The sequence below is a fragment of the Pseudomonas sp. Emmai genome (genome assembly GCF_055179735.1).
The window spans coordinates 714,404-735,314 of record NZ_CM143685.1 but is presented as its reverse complement, the minus strand read 5'-3'; the positions used below and the strand labels follow the sequence as shown (position 1 = coordinate 735,314).

The following is a 20,911-nucleotide window of genomic DNA, read 5'->3' as shown; positions in this document are numbered from 1 at the left end:
CTCAAACCACCACGGCCGGCGCCGGCCGTGGCCTGACTCGACCATTAAGAAGACTGGATGAAAACCCGCGACCGGATCCTCGAATGTGCCCTGCAGTTGTTCAATCACAAGGGCGAACCGAACGTCTCCACCATGGAAGTTGCCAACGAAATGGGGATCAGCCCCGGCAACCTCTACTACCACTTCCACGGCAAGGAACCACTGATCCTGGGGTTGTTCGAACGCTTCCAGAATGAGTTGGCGCCGCTGCTCGATCCGCCTTCCGATGTGGAGCTGGGGCCTGAAGATTACTGGCTGTTCCTGCACCTGATCGTCGAGCGCCTGGCGCACTACCGGTTCCTGTTCCAGGACCTGTCGAACCTGGCCGGGCGCCTGCCGAAACTGGCCAAGGGCATCCGCAATTTGCTCAATGCGTTGAAGCGCACGCTGGCGTCATTGCTCGCGCGGTTGAAGGCTCAGGGACAATTGGTCAGCGATACCCAGGCGTTGGGGCAACTGGTGGAACAGATCACCATGACGTTGCTGTTTTCCCTGGACTACCAGCGGATTCTGGATCGCGAGGGAGAGGTTCGGTTGGTGGTGTACCAGATCATGATGCTGGTCGCGCCGCACTTGCTGCCGCCGATCAAGGCTGCGACGGAGCAGTTGGCGTTGCAGTATCTGGAGGAGCATGAGTGAGCCGGCATGATTCAACGCATGCAGTGCTTTCTTTATTTATGATAACTAGCTAGTTTAGCTGTGCAGCTAAACTAGCTAAATAACATAAACAAATGATCTCTCCATAATCCACCCGGACCATACCGCTATGCCAAGTGAGTCTCCTGAGCACACTCAACAGCCGCTGATTGATGCATTCATCGAATCCTTTCAAAGCGCTACAGGGGCCAAGATTCTCAATAAAAAAAACGCACGTTCCCCTGCCAACGGCATTGACCTGCTATTGACGATCAAGTCCCCCGGCGGCACATGGAACGTGGCCGTAGCAGTCAAGCGGGTGGTTTACCCTCGGGACATTCGCGACGCTTTATGGGTATTTGAACGTTATCGCATCGAAAACGAACACAAGCGAAACGAGACCTTCATCCCCTTAGTGATCGCGGAGAAAATAAGCCAGGGGGCACGCGAAGAACTCAAGGATCAGGGAGCGGGTTATTACGACACCAGCGGCTCTTTGTACTTTCGTCATGATCAATGGCTGATCAATATTGATCGGCCAGCCACTGCATCCGCCCAGAAAAAACAACGAGCCCCTCTTTTTGCCGGGGCTAAAGAAATGGTGGTCCACGCACTGCTGCACAAAAGAGGCGAATGGTTCACCGGGTTGGAGCTGGCAAAAATCTCTGAAACATCTGTATTTACCGTCTCATCGGTTTTACGGGAATTGGAGTTGCGCGAATGGGTGGAATCCGAGGGCAAAGGTCGTCTTCTTCGCCGCAGGCTCAGCAGACCAGGTGACTTACTGGATGCCTGGGTTGAGGTGTGGCAGAAACGTAAGGAAAACAAATCCAGCTGGTATTTCTTTTCCTCCGACCCCAAAAAGCTACTCGACAGCCTGGCCCTCAAAACCGAAAGAGCCCGTATTGGGGACTGGGCCTTTACGGGCGCAATCGCTGCTAATTACATGTCACCGTTACTCACTCATGTCGATGTAGCTGAGCTGGAAACCTTGCCTGGGACCCACGTTCAGTTCGCCGAAGCCTTGGGTTTGAAGCCGGCAGAAAAAGGCAGCAACGTCGTTTTGATCGAGCGCTCAGGTGCAGGGATGCTTTTTCGACGCCCCCATCCAGAGTCAGGTGGCTGGCTGGCCAGCGAGTTCATTCAATATCTCGATTTGCACGATGGGCGAGGTCGCAATGAAGAGTTGGCGACTCAACTTCGACAAGACATTCTGAAGGTCTGAATACATGGCTTTAGCTCCAAAACCGAAGACTGCAGCAGGCTACTCTGCCGAGCAAACTGATACCTGCGAGCAAGTTCTGGTGACGCTGCTCGGCGCATTCGGAACATTGAAGTCGACCCTGCGACTTGTTGGTGGTCTGGTTCCCCGCTACCTCACTCCACAATCTCCACCGGACGTCCCGCCTCACTTTGGCACCTCCGACGTAGACATCGTTTTAAACCTTTAAGTAATTGCAGAGGGCGAGGGGTATGCGTCGCTTGCCCAGCAGCTCAGGGGCAGAGGCTTTGAGCCCTTTGTAGACGACAACGGCTGGACCTCGGCATGGCGCTGGATGCGAAGACTGTCGGAGAAGGAATACGTCCTTGTGGAATTTTTAAGGGGGGCCGATGTGCAATGCCCTGCCTTTGAAAAGAAACTCCTCGACGGGGAAGCTGTTTCCGCCCTGGCGATTGAGCACGCTGAAATTGTGCATGACTGGTTTGATTCGAAAGAAATCAAGGCACCCTTGCTCGATGACGGTGGCGTCTCAATCGAGACTATTCGATACGCAGATGTGGTTGCGTTCATCATCCTTAAAGCGCTTGCCTTCGATAGTCGTGGTGAACCCAAGGACGCTGGCGACCTTATTCACGTTATGCGCTACGCCGGCACACCGGAATACGTCGCTTCGAAATTCATAGAGAAATCGCTTACCCGTCAGCACGCGAACGCCTTGAAGGCAGGACTCGATGCGCTGCAAAAGAAGTTTGCCGAGGGCAACGGTGTGGAGGGCTACGAACTGACCGGACCGGTCAAATACGCGCAGTTCCTGTTTGGTCGCGGCGAAGAAGGAACCGATGAGAGAGTTGCAGCGCAGCGCTATGCTTCGGGGCTTGTAACGGAAGTACTTAGCCTTATCCATAACGGCATTTAACTGAGACATCTGCATAGGCGTTACGGAAAACTGCACACGTTCAACCATAAAAAACGCCCGACCTTTGCAGGCCGGGCGTGATCGTTCCCATGCTCCGCGTGGGAATGCAGCCGGTGACGCTCTGCGTCACTGCCGCAGGGGACGCGGAGCGTCCGTTGAGGCATTCCCACGCAGAGCGTGGGAACGATCATCAGGACTGACTGGTTGGCGTCGATGGAGCTGGCGCGGCAGTCGGGGTAGCAGCAGGGGTCGGCGCTGCAGCGGAGTTCGCTGAAGTGGCCGGGGTTGCCGGTTTGGCGGCAGCCACTGCTGGTTTTGGCGCGGCGACTTTTGGTGCTGCCGGTTTTTTCACCGCGGGCTTCTTCGCGGCGGCAGGTTTTGCCGCTGGCTTGGCCGCTGCGGTTTTGGCAGCAAGTTTCGCTGCTGGTTTTGCAGCTGCTTTGGCGGCGACCGGTTTGGCCGCTGGCTTGGCTGCTGCAGGTTTTGCTGCGGCCGTTTTGGCGGCTGGTTTGGCAGCCGGTTTAGCGGCAGCTTTAGCCAGTGGCTTGGCAGCAGTTTTAGCCGCTGGTTTGGCCGCTGCGGTTTTCGCCGCAACAGGCGCAACCTTGGCACCGGTGAGTTTTTCGATCTGCTTGGTCAGGGTATCGACCTTGCTGTGCAGCGCTTTGACTTCGTTGCGGCTCGGAACACCCAGGCGCGAAATGGCGCTGTTCAGACGCTTGTCGAAAGCCCCTTCCAGCTCATCCCACTTGCCCAGTGCGCGATCTTTCACGCCGCTGATGCGCGACTTGGCCGACGAAGCGGAGTCCTTGGCGGCGTCGACTTTCTTGCCAACAGCGCTTTTGGTGAGCTTCTCGGCTTTCTCGCCGTCTTTAACCAATGTATCGAAGAGTTTGCTGCCGTCAGTGTCGATCTTCGAATACACGCCTAAACCAGCCAGCCAGATTTTGCGGGAGTAGTCTTCGACTTTCCCGATCCACGAGCTGCCTTCTTTTTCAGTATTCTTTTTGCCAGCCATCCCGTTCTCCTTAAGATTTACGCGCGACACGTTCGAGCAATGCCGTCAGCTCATCGAGCTTAGCAGAGAGTGTCTCAACGTCATGTTTAGACGGAATGCCGATACGATTCAAGGCACTTGCGACACGCGAGTCAAAAGCCTTCTCGACCTTGTCGAGTTGCACTTCGACCTTGCCTTTGAAAGTGCTCACTTCAGTCTTGGCTTCATCGATCTCGGCATTAGCCGCTTCGAGTTTTTCAGCAACGACTTTTTTGCCTTTCTTTTCAACAGTTTGACCAGCCTTGATCAACTCTTGAAAGTACTCGCTGCCCTCGTGGCCAACTTTAGTGTAGGCACCCAGGCCTGCCAGCCAGATCTTGCGGGCATACGATCTGACGTCTTGCAGAGCGTTAGTCGATGCGTCGATTTTTTTCTTCAAAATAACTTTGGCCATGGTGCACCTCACGCGCAGAAGGTTTGAGGAACTGCCCGCGAAAGTGTCGGGCTCAGGCACAAAGTAGGGAGAAAAATTAGAAACGGCACCCTAACAACCGCAACATTTGCGTGCCGTGAAACCTGTAGGAGCGAAGCTTGCCCGCGAAGGCGGAGTTCCTGCCAAAGAAGATGCAGCGAATGTACCGGCCTCTTCGCGAGGAAGCTTCGCTCCTACAGGTATTAATTACACCAACGCTTTGTCGAGGGCCTTTTCGATTTCCGATTTGATGGTGCCGCTCATGGCCGACATCAACAGGCCCAGCTCGACATCGACCTTGATCGAATCCTCACCGACCAATACCGCGCCTTTCACACCCGAACGCTTGAGGTTCAGGGTATCGCCGGACCACGACGGCTCCAGGCCATATTGCTCGGACAGTTTCTGCGCCAACAGGTCGGCCTTCTCGCGCGCCGCTTCCTTGCCCAGGCCGTGGGCACGTTCAACACTAATTCGGGCCATCGAATGACTCCTGCTTTATGGATACTTTCCTGAAGCATCTTGACCGCTGCTGCGGCAAAACGTCCCGGTGGTCGCCTATCTTACCTTCAGTGTTGCCAAGACAAAGCAGGCCACCGGGATTAGAATGTCCCGCATTCTCTTCTGGTGACAGCGATATGACTGATCAGCGCAAAGGCAGCGATGCCGAACCCACCACTCACTTCGGTTTCAAAAACGTTCCGGAAAGCCAAAAAGCGGAAAAAGTCGCTGAGGTTTTCCACTCGGTAGCTGCCAAGTACGACTTGATGAACGACCTCCTGTCGGGCGGCATGCACCGTCTGTGGAAGCGTTTCGCGATCGAGCTGTCGGGCGTTCGCACCGGTAACCGCGTGCTGGACATTGCCGGCGGCACCGGCGACCTGACTAAAAAGTTCTCGCACCTCGTGGGCCCGACCGGCCAGGTGGTGTTGGCCGACATCAACGAATCCATGCTCAAGGTCGGTCGTGACCGCCTGCTGGACCTGGGTGTGGCCGGCAACGTTGAATTCGTCCAGGCCGATGCGGAAAAGCTGCCGTTCCCGGACAACCATTTCGACTGCGTGACCATCGCTTTCGGCCTGCGCAACGTGACGCATAAAGAAGACGCCCTGCGTTCGATGCTGCGCGTGCTCAAGCCGGGCGGTCGCCTGCTGGTGCTGGAATTCTCCAAGCCGACCAACGCGCTGATGTCCAAAGCCTACGACGCCTACTCGTTCGCCTTCATGCCGCTGATGGGCAAGCTGATCACCAACGACTCGGAAAGCTATCGCTACCTGGCCGAATCGATCCGCATGCACCCGAATCAGGAAACCCTGAAGTCGATGATGGTCGAGGCCGGTTTCGACCGCGTGACCTACCACAACATGACCGCAGGCATCGTCGCCCTGCACCGCGGCATCAAGCCCTGATGCTGCTGGCCGGCCTGCTCGCCAGCGTTGAACTCGGCCTGAACCGGGTGCTGCGGCTCGACAGCACCGCGCTGCCGCGCCTGGCGCATTTGAGCGGCCGGGTGATTGCCGTCGACTGCCGCAGCCCGGCGCTGCAGCTGTTCATCCTGCCCAGCGATGAAGGCCTGATGCTCGCCTCCCAATGGGAAACCGGCGCCGACTGCACCTTGCGTGCACCGGCCTCAAGCCTGTTGAAACTGGCGCTGAGCAAGGACAAGACTTCGATCTTGCACAGCCCGGAAGTCGAACTCGACGGTGACAGCGGCGTGCTGCTGGAACTGGCGGCCATCCTGCAAGACCTGGAGCTGGACTGGGAGTACGAACTCTCGCGCTGGCTCGGCCCGGTCGCCACGCAACTGGTCGGCGGTCACCTGCGCAGCCGCGCACGTTTTTACCAGCAAGGGTTCGCCAGCCTGAACCAGAACCTGGGCGAATACCTGGCCGAAGAATCACGCACCCTCGTCGGTCAGCGTGAAGCCGAAGCCCGTTTCAGTGAACTGGACCAGATCAAACTTGATCTTGAACGTCTCGAGGCGCGTTTCGAGCGCCTTTCCCGATCCCTCGACCCAAGCGATAACGCATGAAGCTGCTTGCCGTCCGCCGTTTGTTGCGCATCCAGCGCGTCGTGATCCGCTACCGCCTCGATGACCTGCTGTTCGCCCTGCCGCTGCCCTGGTTTCTGCTGGCGCTGCGCTATGCCTTGCCGTGGCGCTGGTTCCCGCGCAAGCCCCTGGACCTGACCCGTGGCGCGCGATTGCGCCTGGCGTTGCAGGACCTGGGGCCGATTTTCATCAAGTTCGGACAGATTCTGTCCACTCGCCGCGACCTGTTGCCGGAAGACATCGCCGACGAACTGATGAAGCTGCAGGACCGCGTCCCGCCGTTCGACTCGCAAGTCTCGATCAAGCTGATTGAAGAACAGCTCGGGAAAAAGATCAGCGAAGTCTTCAGCCGATTCGACGTCGAACCGCTGGCCTCGGCCTCGGTGGCGCAGGTGCATGCCGCGCAGCTGAAAACCGGTGAAGAAGTGGTGGTCAAGGTGATCCGCCCGGGCCTGAAGCCGATCATCGCCCAGGACCTCGCGTGGCTGTTCATCCTCGCCCGCGCCGCAGAAAAACTCTCGGCCGATGCACGCCTGCTGCACCCGGTGGACGTGGTCCAGGACTACGAAAAAACCATCTACGACGAACTCGACCTGTTGCGCGAGGCGGCCAACGCCAGCCAGTTGAAGCGCAACTTCGAAGGCTCGGACCTGCTGTACGTGCCACAAGTCTATTGGGACTGGTGCCGGCCGAAAGTGCTGGTCATGGAGCGCATCTACGGGATTCAGGTCACGGACCTGGCGACCCTGGCCGACCAGCGCACCGACATGAAAATGCTCGCCGAACGCGGTGTGGAGATCTTCTTCACCCAGGTGTTCCGCGACAGTTTCTTCCACGCCGACATGCACCCGGGCAACATCTTCGTCAGCACTGTCAACCCGTGGAGCCCGCAATACATTGCGATCGACTGCGGCATCGTCGGCAGCCTGACTCCGGAAGACCAGGACTACCTGGCGCGCAACCTGTTCGCGTTCTTCAAGCGTGACTACCGGCGTGTGGCGCAGTTGCACATTGATTCGGGCTGGGTCCCGGCGGAAACCAAACTCAACGAATTCGAAGCGGCGATCCGCACCGTGTGCGAGCCGATTTTTGAAAAACCGTTAAAAGATATTTCCTTCGGCCAGGTGCTGATGCGCCTGTTCCAGACCGCTCGGCGCTTCAACATGGAAGTGCAGCCGCAGCTCGTCTTGCTGCAAAAAACCCTGCTGAACATCGAAGGCCTGGGCCGTCAGCTGTACCCGGACCTGGATCTGTGGAACACCGCCCAGCCGTTTCTCGAACGCTGGATGCGCGAGCGCGTCAGCCCGAAAGCCTTGATCGGCAACGTACAGAGCCAATTTGAGCAGTTACCGCACTTGGCCAACATGGCCCGCGACCTGCTGGAACGCATGTCCCAGCCTCACGCTTATGACCCGCCGCCACCATGGCATCGACGCAAGGACGACTGGTTCCTGCGCCTGCTCGGTTGCGCGCACCTGGGCGGTGGCGCGGTGCTCGCAGCGGGTGGCCCGCTGAATGAACTGGGGCATTGGCCGGCCGGGATCATGATGGTGGTCGGTTTGTATCTGGTCGTTCGCCGATAGCCGGATTGAGCTGCAAGCGATAAGCTTCAGGCTTCAAGCGCTTCGTTTGCACGACGCAGATTGTTTTTTACTTGCAGCTTGCAGCTTAAAGCTCGCCGCTGCTCCGGGACGGACCATGAACAACTGGCTGGACGAGATCAAGTGGGACGCTGACGGACTGGTCCCGGCGATTGCCCAGGATCACAAGACCGGGCGCGTCCTGATGATGGCCTGGATGAACCGCGAAGCGCTGGAACTGAGCGCTGCCGAGAACCGTGCCATCTACTGGTCACGTTCCCGTGGCAAGTTGTGGCGCAAGGGTGAAGAATCCGGCCATGTGCAGACCCTGCATGAGATGCGTCTGGACTGTGACGCCGACGTGATCATCCTAATGGTCGAGCAAATCGGCGACATCGCCTGCCATACCGGCCGCCAGAGCTGCTTCTACCGTGTCTTCGAGAACGGCGACTGGAAAACCGTCGACCCGGTCCTGAAAGATCCGCATGCCATCTATTCCGCAGGACACACACATGAGTGACACTCTCACCCGTCTGGCGCAGGTTCTGGAAGAGCGCAAAGGCGCCGCCGCCGACAGCTCGTATGTCGCCAGCCTGTACCACAAGGGCTTGAACAAGATTCTGGAAAAAGTCGGCGAAGAGTCGGTCGAAACCATCATCGCCGCCAAGGACGCCGCCATCAGCGGTGACTGCAGCGACGTGATCTACGAGACCGCCGATTTGTGGTTCCACAGCATGGTCATGCTCGCCCAACTGGGGCAGCATCCACAGGCTGTGCTCGATGAACTGGACCGTCGCTTCGGTCTGTCCGGACACGCCGAGAAAGCCTCGCGTCCGTCCGCCTGAATAACTATTTGAGAGGAGCAGTAACATGGGCATTTTTGACTGGAAACACTGGATCGTCATCCTGGTTGTCGTGGTGCTGGTGTTCGGCACCAAAAAACTGAAAAACCTCGGCACTGACGTCGGCGAGTCGATCAAAGGCTTTCGCAAAGCCATGAACGACGAAGAGAAACCGGCCGATCCGACCGTGACCCCGGCCCAACCGGTGCCACCTGCTCAACCAACCACGACCTCGCCACTGAACCAGCCGCACACCATCGACGTGCAGGCACAGAAAGTCGAAGAGCCGATCCGCAAAGACGTGTGAGCACTGACTAATGTTTGGTATCAGCTTCTCTGAACTGCTGCTCGTCGGCCTCGTGGCCCTGCTGGTGCTGGGCCCCGAGCGTCTGCCGGGTGCTGCGCGCACCGCCGGTCTGTGGATCGGGCGGCTGAAGCGCAGCTTCAACGCGATCAAACAGGAAGTTGAACGTGAAATCGGTGCCGACGAGATTCGTCGGCAACTGCACAACGAGCACATCCTGTCCCTGGAGCAGGAGGCGCGGAAGATCTTCACGCCGACCCAGCAGGAAGCCACGCCGGTGCAGCCGGTTGAACCGGTGGCCGAGCAGACGATTCACGCGCCGGGCACCGAACCGGTGGCCTCCATGGGCGGCGTCGAACCCGCACCTGTTGTCCCCGCGCCGCCCCCCGTAGAACCTGTTGCTCCTGCTGCCGCGCCAACTGCGCCGGCTCCTCACGACCCAACACTGCCGCCGCGAGCCCCATGATAAGGGCCTGTCATCGGTCATTTCCTGTGTCGCGTTGTCGCCTGAAAGCGGGCCAGGCAAGGCGTAGGCCGCAGGGAATGGTTGTTCCCTTTCCAAGGGCTACAACGCAGCCTGGCCCGCTTTCAGGCACAACCCGAAGGGCCGGCCTGTATTTGCGCAGGGCTGCGTTACTCGTCGCTTATTTGAAACGCCAAACTACGCTTCTCGCGCCTTGCCCTGCGCAAATACAGGCTCGGCGCGACACAGGAAATGACCGATGACAGGCCCTAATCTTCCGGAAAACGACCAGCACATGCCCCTGGTTTCGCACCTCACCGAGTTGCGTACTCGCCTGCTGCGCTGTGTAGCGGCGATTTTCATCATCTTCGCCGGGTTGTTCGCGTTTACCCAGCAGATCTACACCTTCGTCTCCACGCCGCTGCGCCAGTATCTGCCGGTGGGCGCGACGATGATTGCCACTGACGTGTCGTCGCCGTTCCTGACGCCACTGAAGCTGACGATGATGGTGTCGCTGTTCCTGGCGATCCCGGTGATCCTGCATCAGATCTGGGGCTTCATCGCGCCGGGCCTGTACAAGCACGAGAAGCGCATCGCGGTGCCGTTGCTGGTCTCCAGCATCCTGCTGTTCTACACCGGCATGGCCTTCGCCTATTACCTGGTGTTCCCGCTGATCTTCAAATTCTTCGCCGCTGCCACCCCGGCCGGCGTGGAGATGATGACCGACATCAGCAGCTACCTCGATTTCGTCATGACCCTGTTCTTCGCCTTTGGCGTGGCGTTCGAGATCCCGGTGGCCGTGGTGCTGCTGGTGTGGATCGGCGTGGTCAACGTCGCTTACCTGAAGAAAATCCGCCCGTACGTGGTCATCGGCTGCTTCGTGGTCGGCATGATCCTGACCCCGCCGGACATCTTCTCCCAGACCCTGTTGGCGGTACCGATGTGGTTGCTGTTCGAAATCGGCATCCTGTTCGGCAGCCTGGTCAGCAAGCGCGGCGAGCACCCGGACGATCAACCGGCTGACGATCACAACGACCAGCCGCCAGCGACCCAGCCGTGAACCTGCTGCTCCTCGAAGAGGCCGACTTTATTGCGGCCGACCGGGTGATCCTGCGCGATCGGCGCTTGACGCATATGCAGGAAGTCCATCGCTGCGTGGTGGGTGACAGCATGCGCGTCGGCCGGATCGGCGGCTTGATGGGCTCGGCCGAAGTGCTGCGCCTGGAGGCCGGCGAAGCGGAATTGCGTGTCGTGCTCGACCAACCGCCACCGACCAAGTTGCCATTGACCCTGGTATTGGCTCTGCCACGGCCGAAAATGCTCCGTAGGGTGTTTCAGACCGTGGCGGCCATGGGTGTGCCACGGATCGTGCTGGTGAACAGCTACCGCGTCGAGAAGAGCTTCTGGCAAACCCCGTTCCTGGAGCCTGAAGCGATTCGCGAGCAGTTGATCCTGGGTCTGGAACAGGCCCGGGACAGCGTGCTGCCGGAAGTCGTCATAGAGAAGCGCTTCAAGCCGTTCGTCGAAGACCGGCTGCCCGCGATCACCGAAGGCACCCTCGGCCTGGTCGGCCACCCTGGCAACTACCCGCCCTGCCCTCGCGGCCTGGATGAACCGGTGACCCTGGCCATCGGGCCGGAGGGTGGCTGGATTCCTTACGAAATCGAATTGCTGGGCAAGTCCGGGCTGAATCCAGTGCAACTGGGTGATCGCATTCTGCGGGTTGAAACCGCCGTCACCGCGCTGCTGGCACGCCTCTTCTAAACCCCACACCGCTCTTCTGTAGGAGCAAAGCTTGCTCGCGATAGCGGACGGTCAGTCAGCCCTCTATTGACTGACACACCGCCATCGCGAGCAAGCTTTGCTCCTACAGGGGATGTCGTCGCTCCAACCCACGTGTACGCCTACAGATTCCCGCCCGCCAGCCGATACAGCCCCCATAAAACCAAATTGTGTTCCGAGGGGAGTAGCAGCATGTACCGTTGGCTAGCCGAGAAACTGGGAAACGTAAGCGTTAATCGCAAACTGGGTGTCGGCTTCGGTCTCGTCCTGCTCCTGACCTTGTTGATCACCTTCACCGGCTGGACCGGCCTGACGGGGGTGATGAGTCGTGGCGACAAGCTGGGGTTCATCGCCAGCCTGAATGACCTGACCAAGGACTTGCGCCTCGCCCGCCTGGACTACGAAATGCGCCGGGGCGAACAAGGCCCGGGGGCGGTCAACGACTTGTTGGGCCAACTCGACGCCGGCCTGCAAACCGCGCGCAAGCTGATCGAGCAACCCGCCGACGTGGCGATGATCGACCAGCAATTGGCCGCCGTCAGCCAGTACAAGCAAGCCTTTACCGCCATGACCCAGGCCGGTGCCAACCGCGAAGATGCCCGCAGTAAACTCGGCGCCACCGCTGACAACGCCGTGGCCAAGGTGTCTGAGGTCGAGAAGGCACTGCTGCAAGGTGACAGCGTCGCCCAGTTCAACGCCGTGATCGACCTGAGCAAGCTGATCCAGCAAGCGCGCTTCCAGGTACGCGGCTACACCTACAGCGCCAAGACCGAAGCCGAGCAACCAGCGCTGGACGCCATCGACAACGCCCTGAAAAACCTCGAGACCCTGCCGGGCAAACTGCCGGAACAGCACATCGCCAACCTGCAACAGGCCACCGAGTCGCTCAAGGCCTATCGCGCCGCCGTCAGCCAGTTCCGCGACTCCCAGGTGGCCAGTGCCGCCGCCCTCAAACGCATGGCCGAGCAAGGCGACCTGCTGCTCGACGTCAGCAAAAAGCTCACCGCGTCGCAAACCATCGTGCGCGACACCGACGCCGCCCATGCCAAGAACCAACTGCTGATGGCCTCCCTCCTGGCGCTGGCCTTTGGCTTGCTCGCGGCGTGGGCCATCACTCGCCAGATCGTCATTCCCCTGAGCCAGACCCTCAAGGTGGCCGAGCGCGTCGCCTCGGGCGATCTGACCCACAACCTGATCTCCGAACGCCAGGACGAACTCGGCCAGCTCCAGCGCGCCATGCAGAGCATGACCCTGGGCCTGCGCGAGTTGATCGGCGGCATCAGCGATGGCGTTACGCAAATCGCCAGCGCTGCCGAAGAGTTGTCCGCCGTGACCGAGCAAACCAGCGCCGGGGTCAACAGCCAGAAGGTGGAAACCGATCAGGTGGCCACCGCGATGCACGAGATGACCGCCACGGTGCAGGAAGTCGCGCGTAACGCCGAAGAAGCCTCCGAAGCCGCCGTCGCTGCCGATCAACAGGCCCGTGAAGGTGACAAAGTGGTCGGCGAAGCCATCGCCCAGATCGAACGCCTGGCCATCGAAGTCGGTAACTCGACTGTCGCCATGAGCGATCTGAAGCGCGAAAGCGACAAGATCGGCAGCGTGCTCGACGTGATCAAGTCCGTGGCGCAACAGACCAACCTGCTGGCGCTCAACGCCGCCATCGAAGCGGCCCGTGCCGGTGAAGCCGGACGCGGTTTTGCCGTGGTCGCCGACGAAGTCCGCAGCCTGGCCCAGCGCACCCAGAAGTCCACCGAAGAAATCGAAGAGTTGATCGTCGGCCTGCAAACCGGCACCCAGCAAGTCGCGACCATCATGGACAACAGCCGCAGCCTGACCGACAGCAGCGTCGAACTGACCCGCCGCGCCGGTGGCTCGCTGGAAAGCATCACCCGCACGGTGTCGGCGATCCAGTCGATGAACCAGCAGATCGCTGCGGCCGCCGAGCAACAGAGCGCCGTGGCCGAAGAGATCAACCGCAGCGTGCTGAACGTGCGCGATGTGTCCGAGCAGACCTCGGCGGCGAGCGAAGAGACCGCGGCGTCCAGCGTCGAGCTGGCGCGGTTGGGCACGCATTTGCAGATGTTGGTGGGGCGGTTCAAGGTCTAGGAAGCGCCACGTATCCCTGTGGCGAGGGAGCTTGCTCCCGTTCGGCGGCGAAGCCGTCGTAAATCAGACTCACCGGATTCATCTGTTAGCATTTGGGGCCGCTTCGCGGCCCAGCGGGAGCAAGCTCCCTCGCCACAGGGTGTTTTTGCGTTAGAGGACTTGCCGCAAAAACGCCTGCGCCCGTGGATCCTTCGGCGCATCAAAAAACTCGGCCGGCGAAGCATCTTCCAGCAATTTGCCGTGATCGAAAAACAACACCCGATCCGCCACTTCCCGAGCGAAGCCCATTTCGTGGGTCACGCAAACCATGGTCATGCCTTCCACCGCCAGGGTTTTCATCACGTCCAGCACTTCGCCGACCATTTCCGGGTCGAGCGCCGACGTTGGCTCATCAAACAGCATGACCTTCGGCTCCATGGCCAACGCCCGGGCAATCGCCACGCGCTGTTGCTGGCCGCCGGACAGGCGTGACGGAAACTCATTGGCCTTCTGCGCGATACCGACCTTTTCCAGCAACGCCAGGGCCTTGGCCTCGCGCTCTTTCTTGCCGCGCTTGCGCACGACCTTCTGCGCCAGGCAGAGGTTTTCCAGCACAGTCATGTGCGGGAACAGGTTGAAGTGCTGGAACACCATGCCGACTTCCCGGCGATAGGCATTTACGTCGGTGTTCGGATCGGCCAGTTGCAGGCCGTCGATGCTCACCGAGCCCGAATCGAACTCTTCCAGGCCATTGAGGCAGCGCAGGAAGGTCGATTTGCCGGAACCCGACGGGCCGATCACCACCAGCACTTCGCCCCTGGCCACGGTCGTGGACACGTTATCCACCGCGCGCACCACCTGGCCACGGGTGTCGAAGACTTTTACCAGTTCGCGGACTTCAATCACTTTGCGCGAGCCTCCGCTCAAGCCGGCTGGCGATTTTCGACAGCGGCAGGTTGATCAACAGGTACAGCCCGGCCACGCAGAACAGGATTTCGAACGGCGAGAACGAGGTGGTGATGACTTCGCGGCCACTTTTCAGCAGTTCGGTAATCGCGATCACCGACACCAGCGACGTGTCTTTCACCAGGCTGATGAACTGCCCGGCCAGCGGCGGCAGCACGCGTTTCAAGGCTTGCGGCAATACCACGTGACGCATCGACTGGCCGGCGCTCAAGCCGAGCGAGCGCGCGGCTTCGTTCTGCCCACGGGCAATCGACTGCACGCCGGAACGGATGATCTCCGCCACGTAGGCGCCAGTGAACAGCGACAGTGCGGCGATCCCGGCGAACTCCCGGGACAGGTTCATTACCGTGCCGATGAAGAAGTAGAAAATGAAGATCTGCACCAGCAGCGGCGTACCGCGCACCAGTTCGACGTAGAGGGTCGAAAGGTCGCGCAGGGTCGGGTTGTTCGACAGCCGGCACAGGCCGGTCGCAAGGCCGATCAACAGCCCGAGCACGCCAGACACCACGGACAGCCACAACGTGGTCCACAGGCCCCACAGCAACGGTCCGGCGGCCCAATGTCGGGTGACACCGATCACGTCGCCTTCCGCCACGTCATCGCCCCGGGCGACTTGCAGGCTATTTTCATCGACGATCAGGTGTTGTTCTGTACCTGCGTCATTGCGCAGGGTGACTTCGGCCTTGTCGCCCTGGCGCACCAGTTCACTGACCGTGGAGATATCGGCGGCGCGCTGGGATTCTTCGGCGTGGTAGGCGAAGTACTGCGGCACGCGGTTCCAGCGCCATTCGTAGGCCATCAGCGAGGTGGCGTAATACAACGCGCCGGCCAGGCCGATCAGCACCAGCACGGTCAGCACGTGCCAGGGCAGTTGGGATTTCTTGTGTTTCATTTGCTTTGGAGATTCCGGATTTGTGTCGCCTGGGAGGCCGCCTTCGCGGGCAAGCCTCGCTCCTACAGGGGAACGCATTCCAAATGTAGGAGCGAGGCTTGCCCGCGAATGGGGCGGCGCGGTCTAGCTGACCGAGCCTTATTCCATGTCCTTGAGCCAAGCGGTGTCTTTAAACCACTTGTCATGGATGCGGTCGTAGGTGCCGTCTTCGTGGATCTGGTGCAGGAAGTTGTTGATGAAGTTGAGGCTGTCGTAGTCGCCCTTCTTCAAGCCGAAGGCCAGCGGCTCGTAGGTGAACGGCTTGTCGAGGAACACCAGTTTGCCGGCGCCGACCTTGTTCACCGCGACCACGTTGTACGGGGCGTCGTAGATGAAGGCGTCGGCCTTGCCGTTGACCACGTCAAGCACGGCTTCCTGCTCGTTGTCGTAGCCGTGGTACTTGGCTTTGGCGATCAGCTTCCTGGCGACCATCTCGCCGGTGGTGCCGAGCTTGGAGGTGATGCGGTACTCGTCGGTGTTCAGGTCTTTGTAGGACTTGATGGTGCCTTCCAAGTCCTTGCGGATCAGCAGGGTCTGGCCGACGACGATGAACGGTTCGCTGAAGTTCAGGCGCAGGTTGCGTTCCTGGGTCAGGGTCATGCCGCTGCCGATCATGTCGAACTTGTCGGTCATCAGGGCCGGGATGATGCCGTCGTAGCCGGTGGACACCAGCTCCAGCTTGACGCCCATGGCCTTGGTCATAGCCTTGAGGAGGTCGACTTCGAAGCCGATGATCTCGCCACGCTTGTTGGTCATTTCGAACGGCATGTAGGTCGGGTCCATGCCGACTTTCAGCGTGCCGCGCTTGACCGCGTCATCGATGGCACCGGCCTGCGCCGCGTTGACTGCAACCAATGCCGTGACGCCGACCAGCAGCATCGAGAGATACTTCTTCATCATCAAGTCCCCAAAACCATTGCGGTGTGAGGCGCGCAATCGGCGGTTTTCGTTAGAAAACCGGAAGATACGAACAGAAAGCTGTCCGGGCGCACCAATTCGGGGACGGATCCTATCGCACTCGTTCGTTTGCACAAGGGTTAGCGCAGGAATTTGATCGTTCCCACGCTCTGCGTGGGAATGCAGCCCGGGACGCTCCGCGTCCCAAAAGCCGAACGCGGAGCGTCCGTTGAGGCATTCCCACGCAGAGCGTGGGAACGATCATTCCAGCGACGCCACAAACAAAAAACCCCGCTTTCGCGGGGTTTTTCATTACGCCAACTGAGGCTGTGCACTCAATGGCTTGAGCGGCAGCAGCGGCGCATGGGGATCGGCTTTCACCGATTTACGCCAGGCGTCCAGCCACTCGGCGTGACCTTCGCTCCAGACCGCGTCATGCAGACGACCCAATGCCACCGGATCGCTCAGCAATTGCAGGCGCTCATGGTTGTTCAGCCCGGCAGGGCCGGCCTTCAACGCATGACGAACCCGTTCGACGCGCAACCACTCGATCGGCTCGGCCTGACCGTGACGGGACGTCGCCAGCGCGCACGCCAACGCATTCTGCTGTGGATCGACCACCGCCCGGATGAAGCCGTCGTTCAACGCGTGATAACGGTTTTCATGGGTGTACTGGTCGGTCGCCACCAAGGCCTGTGGCGGATTGTATTCCTCAGGGATCAGGAACAGGCTCTCGTCACGGGACTTGAGGCCCAGGCCGACACGGCTGGAGATCACCGACACCGGGATCGACAGCATCAACGAACCGACGATCGGTACCAGCCACCAGAGAAAGCTCGGGTTCAGCCAGATCACCAGCAGGGCCCAGAAGAAGCCCAGCAAGGTTTGCGGACCGTGGCGCTTGACCGCCTCGCTCCATGGCGTGGAGTCGTCGTCACGTTGTGGCGAGTTCCAGGTCGCGGCCCAGCCGAGGAACGCGGCGAGCACGAAGCGGGTGTGGAAAATCATCCGCACCGGCGCCAGCAGCATGGAGAACAACATCTCCAGCAGCATCGACGTCGTCACCTTGAACTTGCCACCGAACTCTTTCGCGCCCTTGGCCCAGATCAGGATGATGCTCAGCAACTTCGGCAGGAACAGCAGCACGACGGTGGTCGAGAACAGCGCCACGGCCTTGTCCGGGTGCCATTGTGGCCACAACGGATACAGCTGGCGCGGCGCCATGAAGTACTGCGGCTCCATCAGGGTGTTCACCGCCAACAGCGCGGTGGACAACACCAGGAAGAAGAACCACAACGGCGCCGACAGGTAAGACATCACGCCGGTCAGGAACACCGCGCGGTGCACCGGGTGCATGCCCTTGACCAGGAACAGGCGGAAGTTCATCAGGTTACCGTGGCACCAGCGACGGTCACGCTTGAGTTCGTCCAGCAAGTTCGGCGGCAGTTCTTCGTAGCTGCCCGGCAAGTCGTAGGCAATCCACACGCCCCAGCCGGCACGGCGCATCAGCGCGGCTTCGACGAAGTCGTGGGACAGAATCGCACCGGCAAACGCACCTTTACCCGGCAACGGCGCCAGGGCGCAGTGCTCGATAAACGGCTTCATGCGGATGATCGCGTTGTGACCCCAGTAGTGGGATTCACCCAACTGCCAGAAGTGCAGGCCGGCGGTGAACAGCGGACCGTACACACGGGTCGCAAATTGCTGCATCCGCGCATACAGGGTGTCCATGCCCGACGCACGTGGCGCGGTCTGGATGATCCCGGCGTCCGGCGTGGCTTCCATCAAGCGCACCAGACTGGTCAGGCATTCGCCGCTCATCACGGAGTCCGCGTCGAGCACGACCATGTACTTGTAGTCACCGCCCCAACGACGGCAGAAGTCGTCGAGGTTGCCGCTTTTACGCTTAACGCGACGACGACGGCGGCGATAGAAAATCTTGCCGAAGCCCTTGGCTTCCCGGCAGACGTCCAGCCAGGCCTGTTGCTCGGCGACGCAGATATCGGTTTCGTTACTGTCGCTGAGGACGAAGAAGTCGAAGCGGTCCAGGTCACCCGTGGCCGCTACCGACTCGAAGGTCGCGCGCAGACCGGCAAACACCCGTGGCACGTCTTCGTTGCAGATCGGCATCACCAGTGCGGTGCGTGCGTCCTTGGCGATCGGCTCATTGCCGGCGCTTTTGCCGGAAATACGGTATTTGTCGTGACCGGTGAGCAACTCGAGGAAGCCCATCAGCGCAGTCCAGAAACCGGCCGACACCCAGCAGAACAGAATCCCGAACAGAATCAGGATGCTGGTTTGCAAGGCATAAGGCAGGACCTGCATCGCAGTTTGCGTCAGGGACTGGTTGATGATTTCGTCCATGTCGACGAACGACCAGCCCTGGTACGGCATGATGCCTTTCATGTACCAGCCGGCCACGATGGTCTGGCCGAGCATCAGCACCAGCAGAATGTAGCGACGGATCGAACCGACGGTGCGCCAGCGAGCCGCTGGCAACACGCGTTCATCCTTCGGCGGGGCTGGTGGATTGGTGCGACCGGTCATCCGGCGCCAGCCGCGCACCAGGATGTTGGTGCGCCACGGCTCCGGCACGACCTTGGTCCGACGGATCGGCGGAGTCGCTTTGAGTACGACACGACCACTGGCGTCAAGCGCCAGCATCTCCGCTTCTTCCAACTCTTCAGCACTGTTGAGGAGCAAGCGTTTGCCCACCGAGGCTTGTGCAGCCTCGGCAGGAGCGTCGAACGTCGACGACGAAAGACGCTGGTGCAGTTCACTGAAGGACTGGCAGCCCGCGAGTTCCGCGCGCTGCTCGTCGGTCATCGGTAAATGCGCCAGATACTCGGAGAGAGTCTCTGGCTTTAGTTGAGAATTACTCATCGGCAGGCAACTGGTAGCTCCAGGTCTCGGTCAGGACTTCTTCAGTCTCGTTCGATTCCGGTGTGGCTGGGGCCGCGTCCGCAGCAGCAGGCTGCTTGGCGTCTTTGTTGTCCTTGTTCTTGGCATCGGTCACTGGCTTGGCATCAGCCTGCTTGGCGTCTGCCTGCTTGGCGTCCTTGGTTTGCTTGTCCACTTTCTCTTGCTGCTTGGCGGCGACTTTGTCGGCCTTGGCAACAGAGGAACTGGAGGAAGGCACCAACGACTTGGCCAGATCTTCAGGCTGGATCTTCTGGACCAGTGCCGCGCGCATCTCGGTGGCCTTGCTCGGATCCTTGATTTTCATGCGCAGCATCAGGCGCCAGCCCTTGGTTTCAGGGTTGTAGCGCACGGTGTTCTCGACCAGTTCGGCATTGTCGCCAATGCTGACCTGGCTGCGCACGTCGGCGTTTTCCGGCAAAGCGGCCAGGGACGGACCTTCGAAGTCCACCAGGTAGGCAACGCTGCCATCCGGCTGACGGATCAGGTTCGACTGTTTGACGTCGCCGGTGGAACGCAGGGTCTGTTTGACCCAGGCGCTGTCCGGTGCGTGAATCGAGGCTTCGTCAATGGTCCAGTGCATGCGATAGGCGACGTCGAGTGGCTGGCCTGGTTCAGGCAGTTTTTCCGGGCTCCAGAAGGCAACGATGTTGTCGTTGGTTTCGTCGGCGGTCGGAATTTCCACCAGGTCTACAGAACCCTTGCCCCAATCGCCTTTTGGCTCGATCCACGCACTTGGGCGCTTGTCGTAGCGGTCGTCGAGGTCTTCATAGTGGCTGAAGTCACGACCACGCTGCAGCAAGCCGAAGCCACGCGGGTTTTCGATGGCGAAGTTGCTGACCGCCAAGTGTTTTGGATTGTTCAGGGGGCGCCAGATCCACTCGCCGTTGCCGGCATGGATCGACAGACCGCTGGAGTCGTGCAGTTCGCGGCGATAGTTCAGCACTTTCGACGGCTGGTTGGCGCCGAACAGGAACATGCTGGTCAGCGGCGCAACGCCAAGCTTGGTGACTTTGTCACGCAGGAACATCTTGGCCTTGACGTCGACCACGGTGTCGCTGCCTGGACGCAGGGTCAGACGGTAAGCACCGGTGGCACGCGGAGAATCCAGCAGGGCGAAGATCACCAGGTGCTTGTCACCCGGCTTGGGCTGCTGAATCCAGAATTCGGTGAAACGCGGGAATTCTTCGCCGGACGGCAAGGCGGTGTCGATGGCCATGCCGCGAGCGGACAAGCCATAGGTGTGACCCTTGCCAACCACGCGGAAGTAACTCGCGCCGAGCATGGTCATGATTTCGTCTTGCTTGTCGGCCTTGTTGATCGGGTACAGCACACGGAAACCGGCATAACCCAGTTGTTCGGTGGCTTTAGGATCGAACGAGACATCGCCGAAATCGAAACGACTTGGGTCGTATTTGATCTCTTCGACGGTGTTGGCCGTGATTTCGTTGATTTTCACCGGGGTATCGAAGTGCATGCCCTGGTGATAGAACGACAGCTTGAACGGGGTTTTCTGATCGGCCCACTCGGCTTTTTCAGTGCGGAAACGAATTTTCTGATAGTCCGCGAATTTCATTTCGCGGAATTCGTTCGGCAGGTTACTGCGCGGGGCTTCGTATTTCTGCCCGGCCAGCTCTTTCGCCTTGACCGACACATCATCCAGGTTGAATGCCCAAAGCTGGCCGGCGCTGAGCAGGCACAGCAGTGCAGAGCCCGCTACCAGAGCGCTTCGGAACCGTTGGGCAGACAATTTTGGTGCATTACAGGGACTAACAATCACGAGCAACCCTCGCCGAAAACAGATCAA

At 59.9% G+C, this 20,911-nt stretch carries 21 protein-coding genes and 1 pseudogene; 14 read left to right on the top strand and 8 right to left on the bottom strand.

Annotated elements, in window-relative coordinates; genetic code table 11:
- The first annotated feature begins 57 nt into the window (after positions 1-57).
- The 3 genes from ACY4LX_RS03290 to ACY4LX_RS03280 all read left to right on the top strand — a co-directional run bounded on the left by ACY4LX_RS03290 (position 58) and on the right by ACY4LX_RS03280 (position 2,813).
- On the top strand, positions 58-678 hold the full coding sequence (locus tag ACY4LX_RS03290) for a TetR/AcrR family transcriptional regulator (protein WP_149659161.1): 621 nt from the start codon (positions 58-60) through the stop codon (positions 676-678).
- 127 nt (positions 679-805) lie between these two features.
- Positions 806-1,900 carry a type IV toxin-antitoxin system AbiEi family antitoxin gene (locus ACY4LX_RS03285; protein WP_149659160.1) on the top strand — a complete coding sequence of 365 codons (1,095 nt, stop codon included), beginning with the start codon at positions 806-808 and terminating at the stop codon, positions 1,898-1,900.
- A gap of 364 nt (positions 1,901-2,264) precedes the next feature.
- On the top strand, positions 2,265-2,813 hold the full coding sequence (locus ACY4LX_RS03280) for a hypothetical protein (RefSeq protein ID WP_463259159.1): 549 nt from the start codon (positions 2,265-2,267) through the stop codon (positions 2,811-2,813).
- A 190-nt stretch (positions 2,814-3,003) separates the two neighbouring features.
- Here ACY4LX_RS03280 and ACY4LX_RS03275 read toward each other — a convergent pair whose 3' ends face one another.
- From ACY4LX_RS03275 to ACY4LX_RS03265, 3 genes are all read right to left on the bottom strand, one after another.
- On the bottom strand, positions 3,004-3,831 hold the full coding sequence (locus tag ACY4LX_RS03275) for a phasin family protein (protein WP_463259158.1): 828 nt from the start codon (positions 3,829-3,831) through the stop codon (positions 3,004-3,006).
- Between the two features lie 10 nt (positions 3,832-3,841).
- Positions 3,842-4,264, bottom strand: coding sequence for a phasin family protein (locus ACY4LX_RS03270; RefSeq protein ID WP_149659157.1), 423 nt, complete (start codon positions 4,262-4,264; stop codon positions 3,842-3,844).
- A 225-nt stretch (positions 4,265-4,489) separates the two neighbouring features.
- Complete coding sequence (locus tag ACY4LX_RS03265; protein ID WP_149659156.1) at positions 4,490-4,765, bottom strand: polyhydroxyalkanoic acid system family protein; 276 nt, start codon at positions 4,763-4,765, stop codon at positions 4,490-4,492.
- A gap of 155 nt (positions 4,766-4,920) precedes the next feature.
- On the opposite strand from ACY4LX_RS03265, the gene ubiE reads away from it, so the two are divergent.
- From ubiE to ACY4LX_RS03210, 11 genes and pseudogenes are all read left to right on the top strand, one after another.
- Positions 4,921-5,691 (top strand): bifunctional demethylmenaquinone methyltransferase/2-methoxy-6-polyprenyl-1,4-benzoquinol methylase UbiE, encoded by a 771-nt coding sequence (gene ubiE / locus ACY4LX_RS03260; protein WP_007948968.1) that lies wholly within the window; start codon positions 4,921-4,923, stop codon positions 5,689-5,691.
- Positions 5,691-6,314, top strand: coding sequence for a ubiquinone biosynthesis accessory factor UbiJ (locus tag ACY4LX_RS03255; protein ID WP_149659155.1), 624 nt, complete (start codon positions 5,691-5,693; stop codon positions 6,312-6,314). Before ubiE ends, ACY4LX_RS03255 begins: the two co-directional genes overlap by 1 nt.
- Positions 6,311-7,915 carry a ubiquinone biosynthesis regulatory protein kinase UbiB gene (gene ubiB / locus ACY4LX_RS03250; RefSeq protein ID WP_463259157.1) on the top strand — a complete coding sequence of 535 codons (1,605 nt, stop codon included), beginning with the start codon at positions 6,311-6,313 and terminating at the stop codon, positions 7,913-7,915. Before ACY4LX_RS03255 ends, ubiB begins: the two co-directional genes overlap by 4 nt.
- Before the next feature lie 115 nt (positions 7,916-8,030).
- Positions 8,031-8,432: a phosphoribosyl-AMP cyclohydrolase gene (gene hisI, locus ACY4LX_RS03245; RefSeq protein ID WP_123511122.1), complete on the top strand. Its 402-nt coding sequence runs from the start codon at positions 8,031-8,033 to the stop codon at positions 8,430-8,432.
- Positions 8,425-8,757: a phosphoribosyl-ATP diphosphatase gene (locus ACY4LX_RS03240; protein ID WP_007899279.1), complete on the top strand. Its 333-nt coding sequence runs from the start codon at positions 8,425-8,427 to the stop codon at positions 8,755-8,757. The genes hisI and ACY4LX_RS03240 overlap by 8 nt, the downstream gene beginning before the upstream one ends.
- 25 nt (positions 8,758-8,782) lie before the next feature.
- Complete coding sequence (locus ACY4LX_RS03235; RefSeq protein WP_149659152.1) at positions 8,783-9,061, top strand: twin-arginine translocase TatA/TatE family subunit; 279 nt, start codon at positions 8,783-8,785, stop codon at positions 9,059-9,061.
- Positions 9,062-9,071: 10 nt separating this feature from the next.
- Positions 9,072-9,524, top strand: coding sequence for a Sec-independent protein translocase protein TatB (gene tatB, locus ACY4LX_RS03230; protein ID WP_463259156.1), 453 nt, complete (start codon positions 9,072-9,074; stop codon positions 9,522-9,524).
- Positions 9,525-9,780: 256 nt separating this feature from the next.
- Entirely contained in the window at positions 9,781-10,581 is an 801-nt protein-coding gene (gene tatC / locus ACY4LX_RS03225) for a twin-arginine translocase subunit TatC (RefSeq protein ID WP_149659150.1), read from the top strand.
- Positions 10,578-11,285, top strand: a complete 708-nt coding sequence (locus ACY4LX_RS03220) for a 16S rRNA (uracil(1498)-N(3))-methyltransferase (protein WP_463259155.1) — start codon at positions 10,578-10,580, stop codon at positions 11,283-11,285. Before tatC ends, ACY4LX_RS03220 begins: the two co-directional genes overlap by 4 nt.
- Positions 11,286-11,495: 210 nt before the next feature.
- A pseudogene (locus ACY4LX_RS03215) lies at positions 11,496-12,506 on the top strand (methyl-accepting chemotaxis protein); the annotation flags it as partial.
- Between the two features lie 33 nt (positions 12,507-12,539).
- Complete coding sequence (locus tag ACY4LX_RS03210; protein ID WP_372242344.1) at positions 12,540-13,412, top strand: methyl-accepting chemotaxis protein; 873 nt, start codon at positions 12,540-12,542, stop codon at positions 13,410-13,412.
- 150 nt (positions 13,413-13,562) lie between these two features.
- Here the strand turns inward: ACY4LX_RS03210 and ACY4LX_RS03205 are convergent, their stop codons facing one another.
- The 5 genes from ACY4LX_RS03205 to ACY4LX_RS03185 all read right to left on the bottom strand — a co-directional run bounded on the left by ACY4LX_RS03205 (position 13,563) and on the right by ACY4LX_RS03185 (position 20,884).
- Entirely contained in the window at positions 13,563-14,297 is a 735-nt protein-coding gene (locus ACY4LX_RS03205; RefSeq protein WP_463259154.1) for an amino acid ABC transporter ATP-binding protein, read from the bottom strand.
- The gene (locus tag ACY4LX_RS03200) at positions 14,290-15,249 is read right to left on the bottom strand and encodes an amino acid ABC transporter permease (RefSeq protein ID WP_463259153.1); all 960 of its coding nucleotides are present in this window, start codon (positions 15,247-15,249) and stop codon (positions 14,290-14,292) included. Before ACY4LX_RS03200 ends, ACY4LX_RS03205 begins: the two co-directional genes overlap by 8 nt.
- Positions 15,250-15,387: 138 nt before the next feature.
- Positions 15,388-16,185 (bottom strand): transporter substrate-binding domain-containing protein, encoded by a 798-nt coding sequence (locus ACY4LX_RS03195; RefSeq protein ID WP_149659143.1) that lies wholly within the window; start codon positions 16,183-16,185, stop codon positions 15,388-15,390.
- 312 nt (positions 16,186-16,497) lie between these two features.
- Positions 16,498-19,068, bottom strand: a complete 2,571-nt coding sequence (gene mdoH / locus ACY4LX_RS03190) for a glucans biosynthesis glucosyltransferase MdoH (RefSeq protein ID WP_463259152.1) — start codon at positions 19,066-19,068, stop codon at positions 16,498-16,500.
- The gene (locus ACY4LX_RS03185; protein ID WP_463259151.1) at positions 19,061-20,884 is read right to left on the bottom strand and encodes a glucan biosynthesis protein G; all 1,824 of its coding nucleotides are present in this window, start codon (positions 20,882-20,884) and stop codon (positions 19,061-19,063) included. The genes mdoH and ACY4LX_RS03185 overlap by 8 nt, the downstream gene beginning before the upstream one ends.
- Between the last annotated feature and the right edge of the window lie 27 nt (positions 20,885-20,911).

Excerpts from the sequence above, each read along its gene's own strand:
- ACY4LX_RS03240 (WP_007899279.1), top strand. The coding sequence starts at position 8,425 with ATGAGTGACACTCTCACCCGTCTGGCGCAGGTTCTGGAAGAGCGCAAA.
- ACY4LX_RS03275 (WP_463259158.1), bottom strand. The coding sequence starts at position 3,831 with ATGGCTGGCAAAAAGAATACTGAAAAAGAAGGCAGCTCGTGGATCGGG.
- ACY4LX_RS03235 (WP_149659152.1), top strand. The coding sequence starts at position 8,783 with ATGGGCATTTTTGACTGGAAACACTGGATCGTCATCCTGGTTGTCGTG.
- tatC (WP_149659150.1), top strand. The coding sequence starts at position 9,781 with ATGACAGGCCCTAATCTTCCGGAAAACGACCAGCACATGCCCCTGGTT.
- ubiB (WP_463259157.1), top strand. The coding sequence starts at position 6,311 with ATGAAGCTGCTTGCCGTCCGCCGTTTGTTGCGCATCCAGCGCGTCGTG.
- mdoH (WP_463259152.1), bottom strand. The coding sequence starts at position 19,068 with ATGAGTAATTCTCAACTAAAGCCAGAGACTCTCTCCGAGTATCTGGCG.
- ACY4LX_RS03255 (WP_149659155.1), top strand. The coding sequence starts at position 5,691 with ATGCTGCTGGCCGGCCTGCTCGCCAGCGTTGAACTCGGCCTGAACCGG.
- ubiE (WP_007948968.1), top strand. The coding sequence starts at position 4,921 with ATGACTGATCAGCGCAAAGGCAGCGATGCCGAACCCACCACTCACTTC.
- hisI (WP_123511122.1), top strand. The coding sequence starts at position 8,031 with ATGAACAACTGGCTGGACGAGATCAAGTGGGACGCTGACGGACTGGTC.
- ACY4LX_RS03195 (WP_149659143.1), bottom strand. The coding sequence starts at position 16,185 with ATGAAGAAGTATCTCTCGATGCTGCTGGTCGGCGTCACGGCATTGGTT.
- ACY4LX_RS03285 (WP_149659160.1), top strand. The coding sequence starts at position 806 with ATGCCAAGTGAGTCTCCTGAGCACACTCAACAGCCGCTGATTGATGCA.
- ACY4LX_RS03200 (WP_463259153.1), bottom strand. The coding sequence starts at position 15,249 with ATGAAACACAAGAAATCCCAACTGCCCTGGCACGTGCTGACCGTGCTG.
- tatB (WP_463259156.1), top strand. The coding sequence starts at position 9,072 with ATGTTTGGTATCAGCTTCTCTGAACTGCTGCTCGTCGGCCTCGTGGCC.
- ACY4LX_RS03290 (WP_149659161.1), top strand. The coding sequence starts at position 58 with ATGAAAACCCGCGACCGGATCCTCGAATGTGCCCTGCAGTTGTTCAAT.
- ACY4LX_RS03270 (WP_149659157.1), bottom strand. The coding sequence starts at position 4,264 with ATGGCCAAAGTTATTTTGAAGAAAAAAATCGACGCATCGACTAACGCT.
- ACY4LX_RS03265 (WP_149659156.1), bottom strand. The coding sequence starts at position 4,765 with ATGGCCCGAATTAGTGTTGAACGTGCCCACGGCCTGGGCAAGGAAGCG.
- ACY4LX_RS03210 (WP_372242344.1), top strand. The coding sequence starts at position 12,540 with ATGCAGAGCATGACCCTGGGCCTGCGCGAGTTGATCGGCGGCATCAGC.